At 40.2% G+C, this 18987-nt stretch carries 14 protein-coding genes; 4 read left to right on the forward strand and 10 right to left on the reverse strand.

What is annotated here, in order from left to right:
- Positions 1-36: 36 nt before the first annotated feature.
- Positions 37-2703: a sensor domain-containing protein gene (locus BK139_RS06840; RefSeq protein WP_076257601.1), complete on the reverse strand. Its 2667-nt coding sequence runs from the start codon at positions 2701-2703 to the stop codon at positions 37-39.
- Between the two features lie 305 nt (positions 2704-3008).
- Here BK139_RS06840 and BK139_RS06845 point away from each other — a divergent pair, with 305 nt between their 5' ends.
- Together BK139_RS06845 and BK139_RS06850 are read left to right on the forward strand one after the other, a co-directional pair.
- Entirely contained in the window at positions 3009-4676 is a 1668-nt protein-coding gene (locus BK139_RS06845; protein WP_076257602.1) for a hypothetical protein, read from the forward strand.
- Between the two features lie 11 nt (positions 4677-4687).
- A complete protein-coding gene (locus BK139_RS06850; protein ID WP_076257603.1) occupies positions 4688-5905 on the forward strand; it encodes a hypothetical protein in 1218 nt (405 codons plus the stop codon).
- A 186-nt stretch (positions 5906-6091) separates the two neighbouring features.
- Here BK139_RS06850 and BK139_RS06855 read toward each other — a convergent pair whose 3' ends face one another.
- Positions 6092-8290, reverse strand: coding sequence for an ATP-binding protein (locus BK139_RS06855; RefSeq protein WP_076257604.1), 2199 nt, complete (start codon positions 8288-8290; stop codon positions 6092-6094).
- A 225-nt stretch (positions 8291-8515) separates the two neighbouring features.
- Here BK139_RS06855 and BK139_RS06860 point away from each other — a divergent pair, with 225 nt between their 5' ends.
- Complete coding sequence (locus BK139_RS06860; protein ID WP_076257605.1) at positions 8516-9346, forward strand: hypothetical protein; 831 nt, start codon at positions 8516-8518, stop codon at positions 9344-9346.
- A 69-nt stretch (positions 9347-9415) separates the two neighbouring features.
- On the opposite strand, the gene BK139_RS24310 is transcribed toward BK139_RS06860, so the two are convergent.
- The 6 genes from BK139_RS24310 to BK139_RS06885 all read right to left on the reverse strand — a co-directional run bounded on the left by BK139_RS24310 (position 9416) and on the right by BK139_RS06885 (position 14339).
- Positions 9416-9547 (reverse strand): hypothetical protein, encoded by a 132-nt coding sequence (locus tag BK139_RS24310; RefSeq protein WP_286148134.1) that lies wholly within the window; start codon positions 9545-9547, stop codon positions 9416-9418.
- A gap of 108 nt (positions 9548-9655) precedes the next feature.
- Entirely contained in the window at positions 9656-10108 is a 453-nt protein-coding gene (locus BK139_RS06865; RefSeq protein ID WP_076257606.1) for a hypothetical protein, read from the reverse strand.
- 89 nt (positions 10109-10197) lie between these two features.
- Entirely contained in the window at positions 10198-10488 is a 291-nt protein-coding gene (locus BK139_RS06870; protein ID WP_076257607.1) for a hypothetical protein, read from the reverse strand.
- Between the two features lie 647 nt (positions 10489-11135).
- Positions 11136-11435 (reverse strand): hypothetical protein, encoded by a 300-nt coding sequence (locus BK139_RS06875; RefSeq protein WP_076257608.1) that lies wholly within the window; start codon positions 11433-11435, stop codon positions 11136-11138.
- A 458-nt stretch (positions 11436-11893) separates the two neighbouring features.
- Positions 11894-12724 carry an SH3 domain-containing protein gene (locus tag BK139_RS06880; RefSeq protein WP_076257609.1) on the reverse strand — a complete coding sequence of 277 codons (831 nt, stop codon included), beginning with the start codon at positions 12722-12724 and terminating at the stop codon, positions 11894-11896.
- A gap of 67 nt (positions 12725-12791) precedes the next feature.
- The gene (locus BK139_RS06885) at positions 12792-14339 is read right to left on the reverse strand and encodes a hypothetical protein (RefSeq protein WP_076257610.1); all 1548 of its coding nucleotides are present in this window, start codon (positions 14337-14339) and stop codon (positions 12792-12794) included.
- Positions 14340-15129: 790 nt separating this feature from the next.
- On the opposite strand from BK139_RS06885, the gene BK139_RS06890 reads away from it, so the two are divergent.
- On the forward strand, positions 15130-15957 hold the full coding sequence (locus BK139_RS06890; RefSeq protein WP_076257611.1) for an alpha/beta fold hydrolase: 828 nt from the start codon (positions 15130-15132) through the stop codon (positions 15955-15957).
- A 111-nt stretch (positions 15958-16068) separates the two neighbouring features.
- On the opposite strand, the gene BK139_RS06895 is transcribed toward BK139_RS06890, so the two are convergent.
- The gene (locus BK139_RS06895; RefSeq protein WP_076257612.1) at positions 16069-17667 is read right to left on the reverse strand and encodes a transglutaminase domain-containing protein; all 1599 of its coding nucleotides are present in this window, start codon (positions 17665-17667) and stop codon (positions 16069-16071) included.
- A gap of 75 nt (positions 17668-17742) precedes the next feature.
- Complete coding sequence (locus BK139_RS06900; RefSeq protein ID WP_076257613.1) at positions 17743-18933, reverse strand: CAP domain-containing protein; 1191 nt, start codon at positions 18931-18933, stop codon at positions 17743-17745.
- Positions 18934-18987 lie beyond the last annotated feature (54 nt).

Below are 18987 nucleotides of genomic sequence, written 5' to 3' on the forward strand. Positions count from 1 at the left end.
GACACAGCCATTCTCTTTGAGATTATTAACAAAATTTCATCCATAAACTCCGCATACCTTCACACCATTCCGTCCACACCTCTTCGCCTCATAAAGGGCAGAATCCGCGCTTTTCAGAAGCTCTCTGTAAGAAGCACCATCATGAGGATAAAGAGATATGCCAATGCTTGAAGTGGTATGGAATTCATATTCGCCGATGACCCAAGGATCCTGCAGCTTCATAAGAATCCGTTCGGCAATCATGGCGGCATCTCCCACATCATTCAATTCCGGCAGCAGAATGGTAAATTCATCTCCGCCTTGGCGGGCAAGCGTATCACTTTCCCGCAGGCAGCTTTTCACTCTTTCAGAAAATTGCTGAAGCAGTGCGTCCCCTACATCATGGCCCAGTGTATCATTGATGTGTTTAAATTTATCCAGGTCCAGGTACATGATCGCCAGTTTCCGTCCGTAGCGCTTTGCTTCTTTCAGGGCTTGTTCAGCCCGCTCCTGGAACAGACTTCTGTTTGGCAGGCCGGTAAGCGTATCATGGAACGCCATATAACTTAGTTTTTCTTCAAGCATTCTTCTTTCAGACACATCCCTGGAAACCACCTGGAGGTACAGTACTTGTCCTCCCTCGTTTACGACTGGTTTTCCATGCGCTTCCACCCAAATCCAATATCCAGTGGCATGTTTGAATCGGAACTCTGCCACCTGGCTTTCCTTTGTCGTGATTGCTTTGACAAATTGGTTTTCCACATTCATGCGGTCTTCAGGGTGAACAAGGTCAAAGGCCAGCTGATTCACCAACGATTGCGGCGGAAAGCCGAGAATCGTTTCATACGATGGCGAAGCATATGTTATCCTGCCTCCCGTATCGATTGTAGTCACTAAATCGGTCATATTGTCTGCTATGAGCCTGTACTGCTCCTCACTTTTTTTCATGGCCAATTCCGCTCTTTTTCTTCTGGAAATATCCTGCACCATCATGAGCACAGCAGGATCGCCCTCATGCTCCAGGAATATTCCTGTCACCTGAACATCAATCACCTCTCCGTCGAACCTGATGACTTTCTCCTCTGCCGGAGGAATGGGTTCGCCCGATTCCCTGAGTTCTTCAATACGCTTCCGGACCATATCAGCTGATTCCTTATGCGCAAAGTCAAGGACAGATCTCCCCATTAATTCATCAAGTGAAGAAGCGCCCAGCAATTCGATGCAGGCCGGATTGGCATACTGAATCTTCCCTTGTTTATGGACCACAATGCCTTCAGGAGAATGTTCAACCAGCCGGCGATATCTTTTTTCACTACTTTTCAATTCATTCAGTATTCTTTTACGGTTGGTTATATCTTTGAATTCTGTCAATGTGGCCCATTTGCCATCATATTTAAGGGAGACAGAACCGACTTCAGCGTCGAAGACCGATCCGTCCCTGCGGAGCAGCTGAATTTCTGTAAAAGGAATCGTCCGGCCTTTGGCTGCCGTTAAAATCCTTCCCTTTGTTTCATCATGAAAATCGGGATGAATATAGGAAAAAATAGACTGTCCCATGAAATCATCAGTCATCAGCGAATCTGCAGCAGCCTGATTGGCATAAAGAATCTCCCCCTCATGATGAATGACAATTCCGAGCGGAGACAGTTCGACAATCTTTCTGTTTCTTTCTTCGCTTTCGATCAGGGCTTTCTGAGCTTTCTGTTCTTCCGTTAAATCCAGAGCAATCCCATAAACCCCAAGGATCTTTCCGCCTGCAATGATTGGCACTTTTGTCACCAGCAAAGGGACTCGGTCTCCTGTCTTTTGAATGACTGCGCACCTGTACTGCAGCGTGTTCCCCTTCACAGCTTCTGCAAATTTCGCTTTACTTTGCACCAGGCAATCCGGAGCAACCAGTTCCTCAAAAGAGATGCCGCGAAGCTCATCCTGTGAATATCCGGTCACCCTTTCGAAGGCAGGATTCGCCTTGATAAAGGCACCATTTACATCCATTGAAAAAATAGAATCATGATTATACTTAAATAAAGATTTATATTTTTCCTGGCTGATTTTCAAGGCTTCCTCAGCCTGTTTTTGTTCAGTAATATCATTCCGGATGGAAACATACCGATAAGGCTTCCCCTGCTTATTCAGAAAAGGAACAATCGTTGTATGCACCCAATAATGGCTGCCATCCTTTGCACGGTTGAGCACCTCTCCGCGCCAGGTGTTCCCCATTCCGATCGTCTTCCACATCTCTTTGAAAAAGTCTTTGGAATGATAACTGGAATTTAAGATGCGGTGGTCCTGACCAATCAGATCTTCCCTTGCATACCCGGAAATTTCACAGAATGTATCATTTACGAATTGAATGATGCCTCTTTGGTCAGTGATGGCGATGATCGAAGAATCATTCAGCGCCCGGTTAACATCACTTAACTCTTCAAGTGACTCCTGCAGAGCCCTCTCACTCTCAGCTAAGGCATTTTTTATCATTCTCTTATCCTTATTATTGCCTCTTGACGCAATAAAAAAGATCAGAATGGATGTTACAAAAACATATATGGTTTTCTTTACGGTCAGAAGAACGGGAAGCATGTCAGAGTGGGCAAACAGACTTTCAATAATTGAATCGGAGAATACTATCCATATAATAACGAACAAGGAGTAAAAACTGGTCATCATGAATGGAAATCGGTTAGCAGCAATAAACAGCCTGAACTGTTCTTTGATTATAGACATCTTTCAGAATGCCTCCTTTTAAATAGGAAAATCGACACAAATATTCTAATGAGACATTATATCAAACCAGCCTAAAGGATCTATTAAAATTCAGCTTCTATCAGTTCAATAATAGAACATATAAAGTCTAAATCTCCGCATTTCAAACTCAAAATCTGCCATTCTAAGCAAATGGACCCGTTTCAACCCCTTCAAATTTTCAACAAGGTGAAAACTTGGCACTTCACACACCATTAAAATATAGTAATATATTCATATACTAGTATTTTTTACTAAATTACTTCTACACGAAAGGTAGATTCCCTATGTCAGCAGGACAGGCAATTGAGGTATTAAATCACGCGGCCTTCAGTGATGAACTTCCCCCTTCGCAAAACCTTATGAAGCAGTATGAAAAGATGATTGTCACAACACTGCTGCGTTCTTTTGCACTGGATTTTTTAATCAAAGATCAGAATGGCGGGAATGTGGACACACCATTGACAGCGAGAAAATACGGTTTGAAGGATGAAGAGGCACAAAAGCGCTACGATTCCAAAAATCGCGGCGATTATTCGGACAAGAACGTAAAAAAGCAATACCACAGCAATAACTTCATAGACCGAAACAGGGAAGCTTCCGAATTAAAAAAGCAAGGGAAACTTTTTGACGCCTATACAGGACAGAAGATTGCCCCAAACGGAAAATATGACCTGGATCATACCATTTCTGCAAAAGAAATTCATGATGATCGAGCCGTATACCTGGCAAATTTAAACGGTGCGGATTTAGCGGTTGCGGATACAAACCTAAATCATACAAACCAGTCCATTAACCGCGCAAAAGGCAAAAAAACAATGGATCAGTTTTTAGATGATTTGAACAAGAAACAAGGCGAATACGAATCCCGGATCAGCCAGCTAAAAAAGCAGGAGAGCTTAACAGATAAAGAGCGAAAAGAATTAAACAAGCTGACGAATTTAAGCCAGGCTAATGCAGAAAAAATGAAGGAAGCCGATGCAAATTCCCGGAAAGAGTACAATAAAACCATTACGAAAGCATATTTAAGCGACAAAAAGACCTATATTAATGCCGGAAAAGATGCACTGAATACCGGATGGAAAATGGGCGCCCGCCAAACGCTTGGTCTGATCCTGGCTGAAGTTTGGATCATTGCCCGCCAGCGGTTCCCTCTAATCATGGAGAAAATGAAAGAGAAATTTTCACTAAAGGAATTCCTATTGGAAGCGGCCGGGACTTTTAAGGAAGCTTTTCAGGCAGTGAAGGAGAAGTTCAAAGAGCTGATTGCTGCTTTTGCAAACGGCATGTTGGCAGGAATTCTTTCCTCTATATCAACATTTATCATCAATTTCTTCACGGGAACAGCCAAGCACGCAGTGAAAATGATCAGGGAGTTCTGGGGCAGTATTACCCAAATTTTTGACCTCCTGGTATTTAACCGCCAAAACCTTTCCCCGGGAGAATTAGCACGGGAAATTTCAAAGGTGATCGGCTTAGCGGCAGCCGTGCTTGCCGGAACACTTGTGGCAGAAAGGCTTGAAAGCACAGGCATCGGCGATCTTCCTGTCATAGGAGAAGCATTGACCATTTTCTTAAGCGGTCTCACAACCGGCGTCATCAGCATTTCACTTGTGTACTTCATTGACCATTCAAAAGAAATTCAGAAACTGGTAAAATTCCTGGATGGATTTGCTGACCAGCTGGAATTAAAAAGGCAGTACTATGCAGAGCTCAATGAACAAATAAAACAAAAAGTAAGCGAGTTATCCAGCCTCCCGATCGATCAGCTGAATAAACAATTAGCAAATGTTCAGATGCTGACACAGCAAATGAAGCTGGCTGACACTGATGATGAGCTGAACGAGATTGTGACTAAAACAATAAGAACGATGGGCCTTGATTTGCCATATCAGGACCGTGAAGGCTTAAAGCAATTCATGCAGGATAAACAGGCTGTATTACATTTTGAATAGGAGTTTCAGCTATGGGGTTATTTGATAAGTTACGGGATTTAAAATTGGATGTAGAAATTAAAGCATCAGAGATTCGTTATTCTGTCGGTGATAAATTTGATGATGTCAAATACTATGTTGGGGATAAAGTCGACGATGTGAAATACTTTGTTGAAGACAAAGCAGATGATGTGAAGTATTTTGTTGAAGATAAAGTGGATGATGTCAAATATTTTGTTGGAGACAAAGTGGATGATGTCAAATTCTTTGTTGAGGATAAAGTCGATGATGTAAAGTATTTTGTTGGGGATAAAACCGATGACCTGAAGTACTTCGTCGCTGACAAAGCCGAAGATCTAAAAGATCTCGCGGAGGATAAACTGAAAATCAAATCAAAAGGCGATGTGGCTGAAGCTGTATCTTATGTGCTGTTCCCGCAGCAGATCCCTTTAAAATTGATCATGAGTTCTTTCGGAAAAAATGCAGCCGCTAATATCCAGTCAAAAAATGATCAGTTAGCCGGACGGGTTAAAATACTCGAAGACCTGCAAAGCCACGGTGCGGAACTGGAGAAAAAAATACAGCATCAATTTTCCGAGATTCAATCTGTCAGCGCCCAGCTCCAGGACCAGCTGAAATTTTTTGCGGAATGCTTTGAGCGGATACATAATCGGCCAACTTACGGAATTAAGGAATCAAATGGCCTGATTTCGTTTGACAAGGGCTTCGATACACCTGTATTAATGGCGGACTTCGCCAGGTTTGATGAATATTTGGTGAATCTTTATGAGGAAAATGCCGGCATCCTGCAAGGCTTGCTGCGCACCCCTGTATTTGCGGCCATATTGAAATTCCGAGAAAAAACGCTGATGAACAAAATCGATAATGTTCGCTCAGAAGTAAATGAGTGCATTAAAAGCATGAGACCCCTGGTACAATACTTAAACCAGCTGAACCTGACATCAGCCAAAATGGGCATAGAACTGAAGGCACTCGATTCCACCTTTAGCCAGCAGGTTCAAAAGCTTTCTGCCATAGTGGATGAAAAAACGGATTTTAAACAATTCAGCCAAAACGACATGACTGTTCTGGACACTGCTATTAAGCTGGTCCAAATCATTGTATCGCTTCTCAACACACACCTATTTAATGTTAAGGAAGTGTCAGAACAAGGACTTGCTAAAGTAAATTCAGCTGAAGTTCTTATGCTCGTAGCAGAATCTGAAAAAATGAGACAGCAGGGAAACTAGGGGACGGTTCCCGCGTTTCCCTCTGACTCCCAAGAACCTCAGCTGTAATCTTCAGATAGGCGGCGCAAGGAAAACACGGTCTCTGCAACTGACGCTCCCACTTTCAATCAAACGTTTGATTGAATTCAAGAATATAATACTTTAAGCCTGCAGAAAGAGTATTAAGGATTTATTAATTTGATGGTTCTAATCGTATTTTGGCAAATAAACGCTGCTGTCAGGTTCTTTTTTGGGGAAAACATGAGAACCGTCCCCGTGTTTCCCCCGAATAGCCTTTTTCAGTGTGGGAAAATCGATCGGCTTTGTAATGTAGTCTTTGCATCCCAGCTGAAAAGCCTGCTCAGCGCTTGAGGCTAGAGCATCCGCACTCAGGACGATCACAGGAATTTCTTTGGTCGCTTCATTTTCGCCAAGCTTATTCAGGACTTCAAGTCCATTCATATCCCGGAGGCCGAGATCCAATAGGATGATGTCAGGCTTCATTTCCACTGCTCGCTGGTAGCCGCTTTCTCCATTTCTCTCGGCCATAAACTTAATGTCTCCGATCAGATTGAGCATTTCTCTGACCAATTCAATGTTTCCATGATGATCTTCAATATATAGCACGGTTTTTTCAAATTCATTCACATTGTTTGCAGATGGCTCATGAACAGAGGTTTTCTCCGGCCCTTCATTTGCTTTAAAGCTCACCCAGAACGTGGTCCCGATACCTTCTTTACTGCGAACCCCATAAGTCCCGTTCATTTTTTCAACAAGATTGGCGACAATGGAAAGACCCAGACCGCTGCCTTTCCATTTATCCACATCTTTATTGGCACGGTAAAAAGGTTCAAAAATCACCCCAAGCTGGTCAGGGGCGATGCCGACGCCAGTGTCCGTGATATTTATCCTAACATCAGCACCTTCCACCTCAGTATACACACGCACATACCCGCCAGGCCGGTTATATTTCAGAGCATTTGCAAGCAAATTATTCAGAATCTGTCTTAAACGCATCGAATCAGCTGTAACGGATATCTTTTCATCAATCGGCCCGATTTCAATGATAACCTGGGGATTCACTGCGAGCGAACCGATGCAGTCCTCAATAAACGGTTTTAACTGAATTCTTTCCTGCTTCATATTAATATTGCCTGTCTCTATTGCTGTAAAATCCAGCAGTTCATCGATTAACTCTAAAAGATGATGGGACGCATCCAAAATACGCTGCAGCCGCCTGCTTTCTTTTTCTTCCTGATTCTCCATGAGCATAATCTGAGTGAACCCCTGAATCGAATTTAACGGAGTCCTGAGATCATGGCTGATTTGTGACAGAAAAACCGTTTTCAGATGATTGGATTTTTCAGCATTCAACTTTGCTTCCTTCAGGTCCTTTTCCATTTTTTTTCGGCAGGTGATATCCCGGACCAGTGATATCACAGCTTTTTTGTCCACGTTCTCGAAGACAAATGGAAAACTCATAACCTCAACATTTATTTTTTGACCTGATTTATGCTGAGTCTTTGTTTCAGTTAACAGCCTGCTTTCTCCCAGGCGGTTTTCACTTACATCCTGATCCCAATCAAAAAGATCATACATATCCCTTCCTGTAAGATCATCAGGAGTACAGCCCAGCAGGATGCCTGCGGCTTTGTTGGAATATACAATCTCCCCTGAAGCAGAAACAAATACAGCATCCGGCATTTCTTCTATCAAATTCTTATAATGAGTATGAATATGCTGAAATTCTTCTTTCAAGGATTTAATTGTTTCTGCTTGCTTTTCCTCCATAAAAAAAGAAGGAATCAGGATATCCTTCTGATAGAGGCTGGAAGGAAACAGCTCCAGGTCTGTCATCACATAAGGATGGCTTTTCATAAGTTCAAGCTGAATATTCGCCGGCAAAGCCCCGCCATCATAGGCACAGACCGAAAAAGCCTTCACACTGCCCACAAAAGTATCCGCTTCCAATTCAAACCTCCGCAAATTCTCGAGCAGACAGCACTGATTTTTCCTCCACTTAACTTTCGCCCACGTTCTGAGCGGTATGCCATTGCTGATATAGGGATCGACTAAACCCGAGAATGTGCTGACAATGTTGTTTATATTTAAGTCCGCATTCACTCCGTAAAAGCGGTCACTTTCAGCGAACACAATTCCATCCAGCATTTCCTCTGAAAAACCCTTTTCACGCAAACACTCCAGCACAGCAGCAAGTGTCTCCTTTTCCTCTATGAAAATAACACCATGGCCAAGATCCAGCCCTGCAGATAAAAAAGAGACAATGTTATGAATATATTTTTCACGATCCGAGTAGGTGTATAAAATATGTGAACCATTGGCGATCTCCACGTTATTCGACAATGCCACTCTCGGATGAAAAGTATGATTGGATAAGGTCTCCATAGGAACATACCCCCTCGGCTTTTTATTGTAATTATAGCATAGCTGTTTGGTATGGTTTAGATGCCTTTATTTTCCTGTTTTTGGATGAAACCACTGTAAAACCGCAGGTCTAATAGACAATTTTATCCAATTGGAAATTTACAAACTATCCCCAGTAAAAATCTAGTATATTAATCTAGGGTAATAGCCCTAGATTAAAGATACATACTGCAGGGGGAGACAGCATTGAAAAAGCTATTAATTTTATCATTCATTTTATTCCTATCTGCCTGTTCACCGGATGAACAAAGGGTCGAAGAAATGATCGATCGTATGGCAGCTTCAGAAGAGCTCAGTGAAATCGTATCCTTTGGGTTCGTAACTGAAATTGAAAATGACGGGACTAATGTACTTTATGATCTCCATTTAACAGTGGAAGACAGCTACGATGATATGACTTATACAGAGCAAAAGGAAGTCTTCGAACAAATCATCTCATTCCTCGAAACAGAATCCGGTAATGCAGCCGGGGATCTGGATTGCGGTGAAGATTATACTTGCGACATCCGTAGCCTTGAACTTTCTGCCTACACGAGCGAGAATGAATATTCAATCGAGTATGGCCCTTCTGTCTCTGCCATTTCAAAAAACGGAGAGCCTCACAAAGTTGAAGCCGAAATTGCGGCAGAAGAGGCAGCTGAACAGGATACTGATGCTGTGACAGAATCGAGTACTGAAGAAGCAGCCAATACTTCCGGCAGCACAGAGACCGAAAGCACAGATACTGAAACATTCGCGGAAACCGCCTCCTACCCGGACACTGATTTTTCAACAGCAGACGGGGAAGACTGGGTTCAGTTATCAGATGATGAGAAATATTTGATGGTGTCCCAGGCAATTGATACCTTCAATTCATCCGGCAAATTCGTCATTACGGAAGGACCCGAATGGTTTTTGGATGCACTAAACGCCTTTTATGGAGATGGAACTACCGCAGAGGATCAAGCCGTCTCAGCTGAAAAAGTATCCGATGTAATGCTCCTGTCCGGTCTGGCCGGCGGCGTGTTTGTTGAGTAAAAATTAGAGAGTATCTCTGAACAGGTATTTAATAAACGGAAAGGGGAACGGAAGAACCGTCCCCTTGTTTCATTCCAAGACCCTTAGATACTCAGGATGGTAAGTAATAATCCAGATGGCAGCTCCTAAAGAAAACACTATTCCAAAATTTAATACATACATCAAGATAATGATGAATTCGTATTGTCTCTTGTTTGGCATACTGCCTGCCTCCTATCTGGCTGCTTTTTGCAGCTCCAGTAGTCATTTATACCTACTCCGAAGACATAAACTGACGGTCTGAACGGAAGAACCGTCCCCTTGTTTCATTCATATTTCTATGCTTTTAAACATTTTCTTTAGTTTATATTTCTCTATGTCTGCAACTCCCCTCCGGCTATGTAATTCTTCCAGCTCATCCTGTTCTTTATTGAATTCTCTAATACTATATATTTCATCTGCTCTGTTTGTTAAGCTTTCATTGACGGCATATCTTATGGTTTCCATTGTATCTTCATCAGCATTCTTAAAAAATTCTTCATTATATTTAACCCATTTCTTTAAGATGGGCTTTTTAATAAAATCCTTATGGCTGGTTTTATCCGTTTCGACTGGATATGCCTTCGTAGCGTCTACTGCTTTGCATAATGATTCAAGAATCAGCTGCAGCTCAGACGCTCTGATGATTTCCGGTGCCTGAAGATGTACAAGCTTGTTGTATCTAATGACCCGCATTAGTAACTGCTCAGCATTTAGCTTTAATAGAAAATCCTCATTAGACATGATTTGTCACTCCTAATAGATAATAAGTACAATTTGATCACGCCCCGTTATCTTTTTTCTCTAAGATTAATCTGACTTTCAACTGGGGATTACATCCCTTTTTCCAGTTCACGCAATTCGGCCAGCTCTTCCTGCTGCTCCTGTGTAAATACAGGCTCGATCCCAAGAGATACCATTCTCATGTGATCAAGCATGACGGATAGCCAGACGAATTCGAGGTTAAGGATTAACAAAGGTGCTCCCAGATCTACAAGCCTTTGAGAGCGGTGATATCTCGTCTCCGCCTGCCTCCAGGCAAGGAGTTTTCGGTCAAAATTGGATTCATCCTCTGAAAAAGTTTCTCTAAAAAAATCAAGCTTGACCCTAATCTTATTCAGCAAATCTGTTATATCCGGCATGCTGGCGGTATGGATTAATTCAGAAGATATTGCTGCAGTTCCTTCAAGCAGTTCAAAACCTGCTTATTTAAAATATCCATATAAATCCTCCTTTCATATTCGGAGATTAAGTACGAGGGTCTTTATACCTATTTATATAAATATTATACCAAATGGACTCTATGAATCTTCCAGTATATTCAACTTTGACACCTCTTATGGAACATCTAATACAGGAATATTGCCATTTGAGACCTGAATAGGGACTTTTCGAGGCTTTATATATACCTTTTAGTCAGCCAGTCTGGGTAGTGCTTTATTCCTGATTGAACACTTACACAAATATGAAATCCTGTTTTTTGAGTCTTTGAAATAGACATTGGATTTGCTGTGGAATAGAGAAAGGTTCGAAGCGGAGTTTTTATCCAGCGTGTATCAATTTGCGTAAACACAAGTACCGCCCCGTGTTTCTTTCAACAGAGAAAAGCACTGTAAATGCCGTCATCTACAGTGCTTCACCTTATGTTTGAAAATGTTAGTGGGGTGTTTAGCAAACCAAGTAAAAAGTGAGTCTTTACCAACGAAGAGAAGAAAGGGGAAAATATAGACTAGGGTGTGTGGGGGGTTAATTTTCAAAGGAGCTTAATTGCTCACGTAAGCTGTCTTTTGATATTGCCAATATCTCTTTCATTTCTTGCTGTCTTCTCCCATATAAAATCCTGGTCTCTTTCAAGGATTTTGAAGTGCTCTAAGACCTCTTGATGACGCTGATCACTTTTAGTTTCCAGCTCCTGCAGCTTTTTATTCATTTCTTGCTGTTCTTGTTTCATCTCTTGCTGTTCTCTTTTCATCTCTTGTTGTTCTTTTTTAACTTCCTGCATATCAGATTGAAGACTTCCAACCATTTTTATTAATTGGTCAAGCATACTCTCCATTTTAGCTTCGTTCATTGTTCACACCTCCTTTTCTATAGTATATAACAAATTCCTTAAGATATATGTGACAATTTCAGGGGGGGACATGGGATTGGTTTTCCATTTTCGAAACAGAGGGACGGTTCTCCTGTTTCACCTACCCGGCATTTATTCTTTATGATGAGCAGCTGTATTCTTATAGCACTGCCAAGACAGCCCCTGATATTTTCAATCAAACGTTTGATTGAAATCTAAAATAGATGGCATCAGTTGTTCATTCGATAGCAAAAGTCTTTTAGAATACTATCTCCTGCATGGTGACAGTGCTGAACAGTAATAAAAGTCAATGAGTAATTTCTCTTCACTTAAGAAGGGAACAGCAGAGGCATCCTTTAACCACATGGGTAAGGTAACCCATAGGCTCAATAACTGCCGCTCCCATTTTCAAACTCAATTAGATTAATTAAGGAACATATCATTACGAGCGGCCAGGTTTAACTTCTTGCATATATACTTCTAATATATCCTCTTATTTCTTTATTGTTGACCTTAAATACTACCTCATACCAATCATCATTTCCTGAATAAACATCAACTCTTGTTCCATATGGAACTACAGCTAAGACTTTAGAATTTGAGTTGGGTGATTTCATTAGTTCCAATCCACTTGTTTTAGCTATAATTGTGTAATCGAAAGCATTAATGTTAGCTTTTATGTCTTTTACCTGGACATAACCTGAAATTAATTTGCCTTCTTCATTTTTATGAGTTATTTGAACCCAGTTATCAGCAAAAAACTTTTTCACAATTAAAGAGTTGTGGACATATTCCCATTCAGTTTCAAATCCCCGTTCTATCTCTGCAATTTTATTGCCGTTTGGCTTATCATATACATTAATAAAATCAGGTTTTATGAAAACAACATAATTAGAAATAGGGCTATTTGCATTAGCTTGTATACATGCAACTGCTTCTAATTTCTTTTTGCTCGGGGTCTGATACGTTACTTTAGAATCCCGTTCCACATAATATCCTCCGCCAACACTTAATAAGCCTGGTTTAAATGCATAGATTCGATAGAATTCCCCAGCTCTTAATGTGCGGGAAGTTGTCCTTTTATCCCCATCAAGTTTAAATAATGGTGTATTTTCCTTGATAATCAGACGGCCAATTTGGCCTGGTTTGAGCTCTGCTCCATCCCACCAAATTTTTGTTTGGCCTTCAAATTGATAGCACAAATTAGTGTCTGGCTCTGCTGCATTTACAGGAGTGTACACTCCAAACAGAAGTATAAATACTAGTAAAAAACTTAAACTTTTCTTCAAATTGTTCCCTCCCCAGGAATGTTTTAAAAGGAATTTCTTGTTATAAATTTCTTCTTGCTTGCTTCACTTAATGTGCTTCTTTTAAAAAAACTGTCAATTCTTTATTGGTGATTAAATCTCCTATTTCGTCCGTGAGGTGAAATTTCAAAAGATGCCATGTTTTATCACCATTTTTTTCGTTCTCTTTAAGAATCGCATAGCCGCTTTCACTCGTAGAAAAATCAGCCTTTTCTTCCTCAGTCCACGTAGTCATTGGACGCTTGAGTTTTTCCATGATTGTTTCGATTTCTCCAGTCAGAACGGCAGAAGAATAACCCATCTTTAAATCCGCATAATATGTGCCATTCCCTAAATCATAAAGCGAATCAATTTGAATAGACTCTCCTAAGTCCAGCGTCATCTCAGAATCTGTATTGATAATATAAAAATAATCCTGGTCAAACTGTGCAATTTTCTGGTACTCAGTTTCATAATTCTGACGGGCAACTGTTACACCGAACAACTCTTTAGTGAGCTCGTCCACCTGGGCAGCAGCATACGGTATAAAGCTCATGTATTCTTCTTCAATCGGGTCTAAATCTGGCTCTGGTACAAGTTCAGAAAAAGCCCCTTCCCCGTTTCCAAATGCGAGCAGTTCCATTATTTGTGAATCTGTATAGTTTTCAATATCAAAATCTGTGAGATTCGTAAAATGGTACATAAAAGAGGTTAACGCCTTCTGTTCATCCAGCGTCCAATTGTGATACAATTCCTCAGAAAAATTGCTGCTAATAGCCATCAACTCTTGCAAAAATGTGTTTATCTTCTCAGCATTATTGGACACGTCAAATGCTAACGATTTTGAGCCCGCATCACTATTGATAATCATTTTTCGATTTTCATAATGATAAGACTTTAAAATATTTTCATATTCTTCTTTAGTAATAGGCTGTGGGTCGCTGCCACTTTCTGCAAGCTCATACTCAACCTTTTCTTCACCTGTTTCAACATGCCCTTTCCACGTGACCAGAAGACTTTTTTCTTCCGTTAACTCCCCATCATGAAGAGCAGAGAAGTTTATCCAGGAAAGATATTCATTCCAGTCGGGATCCTCTCCCCTTGAACCAGCAGAGTATTCCCCTGTATCTACTAGATAAGATTGATTGTCTGCTGTAGCGATTGAACGCCCAGAATCATCAACCAATCCGTTGCTGGCAAAGGTTTTCGTATAAAGCTGAAGCCGTTCCCCGTCTTGATAGCCCCAGATTTCCTCCGTATATCCATCTGAGTCTGCTGTATCATATACGAGATATAATTCAAATATTCCATCACGATCAAAATCAAGCAGTTCCGCATATTGCAATCCATTACAGCTATCTGGCCCTGCATCCTCGGTGCAAATTCCGTAGTTGTTTATAATCATCTTGACAATCGGATAAAACGCTGAAGCTGCAAGCTGCTCCTCTGTTACTTTCGTATCTTCTGCTACTCCCTTTTCCTTTTCTATTGTTGACGTTTGTTCCTCCACCTGCTTTTCAGGTTCCTTTTTAGACTCCTCATTATTCTCAGCCACCTCTGTGCTGCTGCATCCGAATAACATAAGCAATAACATAATGGATGAAAGCAATCTCCCCATAACAATCTCACCAGCCTTAGCTTTATTCACTTACTATTTTTCAGTAAATCCAAAAGATAGAATTATAGTAAGTTTATACCATTACATTTTACCTATTCATTGGCATTCTGTCACTTCCGCAGGGAACATGGGGACGGTTCTTCCGTTTTTTTGGGTGAACATGGAAACGGTTATCACTATTCCAACAAAAACCGAAGCAGGTCTTCTGTCTACCTACACATAAAAATGTTTGAAATAAATAAAGTTATCTTATTACAATTTCACAATAAATGGAGAGGAGACTCATTTGAGCTTCAAGTACTGAGGAGAAAGCTAAAGTTCTTACTGAATAAGACTACAAGGGAATCCATGTATTAAAGTTTGAAAAGGCCACATATAACTGTTTCGCATATTGGAAAATACAAAACATTATGAGAATATACAAACTGACCCCGTGTTTTGGTTTCTTTCTCCGTTTAATCGAGTTACATAATTACCCATAAAAAGTCAAAAACAGCCACACAAGTATGCGAACCAATATACCCGGCACCTCCGGTTACAAGTATGTTCATCAACACACACTCCTTTCGGATCGAACGACAAATAACCCCGCCGATCTATCAGCTAGGGTTAATACTCCCACTTACTCCTTAATAAAATTGTTATTATATTATTCCACTTTAGCACTTCACCGTATCCGGGGTCAGACCCCTTTTTTCCTATTCTGAAAAATCAAAAATATGTACTTTTACCCATAACCTTAATAGAGTTGTGATATTATTTATTAACAAAAGAATCTATGAGGTGTAAAATGTTAGGTTATGAAAAAATCGTTCTAAACAATGAAGCAGATTGGATTGTTTTTTTACATGGGCTGGGAGGAAATAGTTCTCTCTTCTATAAACAAAAGGACTTTTTTTCCGCGCATTATAACTTGCTGCTTATTAATTTGCCAGGTCACGGAGACTCACCAGGATTAAGTGCAGATCGTTATTCAGCTGAAGAGGCTGCTACTGAAGTTGTAAAAATATTAAACCAGCTAGATATTCCAAAAGCACACATCATGGCTTTTTCATTAGGCACTATCATTGCGAACTCCCTGATGATAATAGCTCCCGAAAAAATTAAAACCTTAATTCTTGCAGGTCCAGTCTTAAACTGGAGCTGGTGGGCAAATATTTTAGTAAAGGGATCATATAGAATTAGACATATTGCACCGTATATGGCCTTTTATAAAATTTTTGCATACCTAATGATGCCCAGAAAAAACCATCAAAAGTCGCGAGGATACTTTATAAGAGAAGCAGCCAAACTGGGGAGAAGAGAATTCATGAAATGGATTTACATGGTGACAATTCCCGAAAAGGCATACATGAAAACTCTTCTTTTTAAGATTGAAATCCCAAAGCTATATATTATTGGAGGAGAAGACCACATGTTTCTCAGTGAGACCATAAAGGCTGCACATCATGATCAGAGTATTACCCTGCATATTATCAACGGATGCGGCCATGTATGTATTCTTGAAAATAGTACAGAGACAAACAATACCATGCATAAATTTTTGTTACATAATCAACTGGAGAAGGAACAAAGGGGCGGGTCTCCTGTTTCACCCTACCCGGCAGTTATACTTTAAGCATGCTAAAACAACTTCCTGATATTTCAATCAAACGTTTGATTGAAATATCAGAGCAGAAAAAATCAGAAAGCCTCGCCTCCTGCACACTTGGCAGGGAGATTAGATATTTCAGTAAGTATAAAACTTTATATGATCCTTACGAAATTCTGATTCAGTCATGTCAAAATAGATTTTATATCCATTACCACTTGACCATGTAGTATCCATATTAACCCATCTATTGTTAACATATGCCTCGTTCCAGGCATGTCTTGAATCATCAAATGCAGAGTCGTGAATATTTATTCCAGGACTATCCTCAAACTGTTCGTAACCAGGACTACGGAATGCTCCCAGACCTGCAACTACTTTAGTTTTGATACCTAAAGAACGGAGTAAGGAGGCTGTTAAATTTGAATAACCTTCACAGACTGCTATCCTTGTGTTTAACACTGTTAGTGCAGATTGATAAGGAGCTGCAGTTTTATTCTGAAATCTTTCATAATCGTAACTAATATTTTGACTAACCCAATCATGAATGGCTTTTACCTTTTGATAATCATCAGTTATCCCTTTTGTAATATCTTTTGCAAGGTTTACAATTTCTTTATTCTCACTAGGTATATCCTTTCCATTAGGCAAAAGATACACTTTTTCGCTTGTCTGAGTAGTTGTACTAAACACCTGTTTTGGGACTCTGGTTTCTGTATCAACATTGTAAATATCAATCTTATAATGACCTTCTCCCAAAGACAAATCTATTTTCTTGCTGTATTTTCTTTCAAGTCCGAAAAAATTTGAGACCCAAGCCTTATTCTCGCTATTACATTTTGGCTTATTAAACGGCAGCCATGGATCGGGTCTGCATTCACCTAAATAACTGGGTGTCCATAAGTACTTAACAGTCTTATTATCCTTGCTGGCGACTATTTCCATCCTTTTGAATGAGCCATTATAACCTGTAATATTAATTGTGCTGCTGGTACTATTCTTCTGTACTTCAAACAGCGGCTTAACAATGACTGGAGCTTTTCTCCGGCACTTACCATCATTGGAAGTAATGACAATATTTGTTTTTCCCTCAGAAATACCTTTTAACAATCCATCTTTAGTAATTTGGGCAATTTTAGGATTTTCACTTGCAAACTGAACATCTACATTGTAGGGAGTATCAATTTCAATAACAGCAGGCAGTTGCCCCTGTTTTGGCTTATCTAAATAATAAGCTTTAAGTTGTTCTTCATCATCTGCACTAATTACTGTTGTTTTATCCGTATAACGAGGGGTCAGGACGATCGACTTATTCTGGCAATCATCATTTTCAGTATTTACTTCGTTACTAACCTTCCCTTTGCTAATGCATTTAACAGCATTTAACTTTGTTTTACTGGGAGTCTCGTATTTTACTTTTGTATCGCGTTCAACGAAAAAGCCCCCGCCAACACTTAAAATCCCTGGTTTGAAGGCGTAAATACGGTAAAACTCTCCAGCCTTTAAAGTGCGTTCAATTACTCGTTTTTCCCCATTAAGCTTAAATAAAGGAGTATCTTTAACAATGACTAATCTCCCGATCTGCCCAGACTTAAGCTCAATTCCATCCCACCATATTTTCTTAACACCTTTATACTGTTCGCAAAAAACAGCATCATTCTCTGCAGCTCCTGTTGGTTGAGACAGGCTAATAATAAATGAAAATAGTATTGCAAAAATTAGTAAAGTCTTCTTCACAATTATAACCCCCTGGGTAGAATCACTATGTTATGAAATAAACTCATTAAGTTAATTTCCTCCTCACACATTCGGTCATTCACCCAAACACCTGACTTGTGCCAGTTTCGCCTTAGAAGGAGTTTCATATTTCACTTTTTGGTCCCGGTCCACATAATAACCTCCACCGACGCTTAATTTCTCGGGTTTGAAGGCATATATGCGATAATGCGAGCCTTTCTTTAGTGTCTTAGAAAGTACCTTTTGGTCGCCGTCCAGTTTATACAGGGGTGTATCCTGCAATATAGTTAATCGGCCAATTTGACCTTTTTTCAACTCTACTCCATCCCAATAAACCTTTTTTATATTTTTACAAGTATTGGGTTCTGCTTTAACAGGCGGTTGAGCATATGGGTCTTGTTTTGTTGTAAAAGACCAAGTCTTGCTTCCTGTTGTCCCTTCTTCACTATTGGCATAATATATAGATGCTGTATAAGTTTCATCATACTTTAATTTTTCTTTAGGATAATAGTAAACGGTAGCGCCATAGGGATTTTCATCCTTAAATACCGGCACTTCTTGACCCTTGCTATTCTTTAATGTGAAATCCCAGGTGTCTGCCCAGAAATTTTGGGGCTGATCAATAGAAATCGCGTATCCTAAGACATGATCGACCTTGAAATAGGCAGATGGACTGTATGAGCCCAATTGCTCTTCATGAACAATATCTACATTTGTTTGTCCGTCATACGGATAGACAATTTCTCTATTAAATATTTCATTTTCATCTGAATAAAATCCACTTACAAGGAGAAACGATCCTCCATTATAAGCGACACCCACTTTTCTTAAATTAGGACTTATCAGCTGATCTCTGGAAGAAACACTATTGATAAATGTGTCGACTCCATCCGAAGACTTGTATAAACTTGCAGTTACTGCTACTTCAGAATAGTAATAATCCTTAGTTTCGAAACCTCCGGCAGAGCGAATTCGAGCAGTGGTCGTTTCCCCTGTAAAACCCTCTTCCCCGGGTTTTTCGCTAAGGCCAACATAAGTTCCATGCAAACGAATATAATTCAAATGGTTATTAGCTGCTTTAGTTAGAGCAGGATCAAGTTTGACAGACTGCAAACCCATTTTCGAACGAATTGCATTCAAATAATCTACCGCCTGCTGCTCCTCCTTCGTAAAACTATTGTTTGCTGCTTCTGTTTTAACATTGGAAAAGGAAAGCATCCCAAACACCATTAGTAACACAAGTGCACTTGTCATAAATTTGTTCATATTCATCCCCTCTTTTCTTCTGCTATTTGCAGATATCTTCGCATCATAATTGGG

The organism is Paenibacillus sp. FSL R5-0490, assembly GCF_001956215.1.
Lineage (GTDB): Bacteria > Bacillota > Bacilli > Bacillales > Cytobacillaceae > Cytobacillus.